The organism is Stenotrophomonas sp. HMWF003 (genome assembly GCF_003061285.1).
In the GTDB taxonomy this organism is placed as follows: domain Bacteria; phylum Pseudomonadota; class Gammaproteobacteria; order Xanthomonadales; family Xanthomonadaceae; genus Stenotrophomonas; species Stenotrophomonas maltophilia_AP.
The window spans coordinates 1-870 of sequence record NZ_QAIW01000397.1; the positions used below are offsets into that span (position 1 = coordinate 1).

1 protein-coding gene is annotated in these 870 nt (G+C 64.3%); it reads left to right on the forward strand.

What is annotated here, in order from left to right:
* Positions 1-604, forward strand: a 604-nt coding sequence (phbB, locus tag DBR34_RS17095) for an acetoacetyl-CoA reductase (RefSeq protein ID WP_128097682.1), incomplete at its 5' end; no start/stop codon positions are given.
* Positions 605-870 lie beyond the last annotated feature (266 nt).

Genomic DNA, 870 nt, shown 5'->3' on the forward strand with positions numbered 1-870 from the left:
GATGCTGGCGCGCGGCTGCGACGTGGCGATCTTTCCGGGCGACGTTGCCGACCCGGACACCGCCGAGACCATGGTCCACGCGGTGGAAGCCGCGCTTGGCCCGATCGAGATCCTGGTCAACAACGCCGGCATCACCCGCGACACCACCTTCCACCGCATGCGTGCCGACCAGTGGCACGACGTCATCAACACCAACCTCAACTCGGTGTTCAACGTTACCCGCCCGGTCATCGAAGGCATGCGCCGCCGCGGCTGGGGCCGGGTCATCCAGATCAGCTCGATCAACGGCCTGAAGGGCCAGTACGGCCAGGCCAACTACGCCGCCGCCAAGGCCGGCATGCACGGCTTCACCATCTCCCTGGCCCGCGAGAATGCCGGCTTCGGCATCACCGTGAACACCATTTCGCCCGGCTACGTGGCCACCGACATGGTGATGGCCGTGCCCGACGAAGTGCGCGCCAAGATCATCGCCGACATCCCCACCGGCCGCCTCGGCAAGCCCGAGGAAATCGCCTACGCGGTCGCCTTCCTGGTCAACGAAGAAGCCTCGTGGATCACCGGGTCCAACCTGGACATCAACGGCGGCCACCACATGGGGTGGTAAACGGGGCCGCGCCGAAACGCGCCGACCAACGGTCGGCGCTACGGAAAACGTTTGCAGGACTTTCTACGTCTGCAAAATACGCGCCATTCCCGAATGCTGCACCCCGCGCAAATCCATGCTGCGCAACATAAAACCGGTCCTATACCCCGCCGCATGGGCCTTCCGGCGGTTGCATGTGCTGCTGCACTGCGCCATGCTGCGCGCCTACTGTGATGAGTGACCGTTTCATGGCTGCGAACCGCATTATCAAGAAATACCCGAACCGC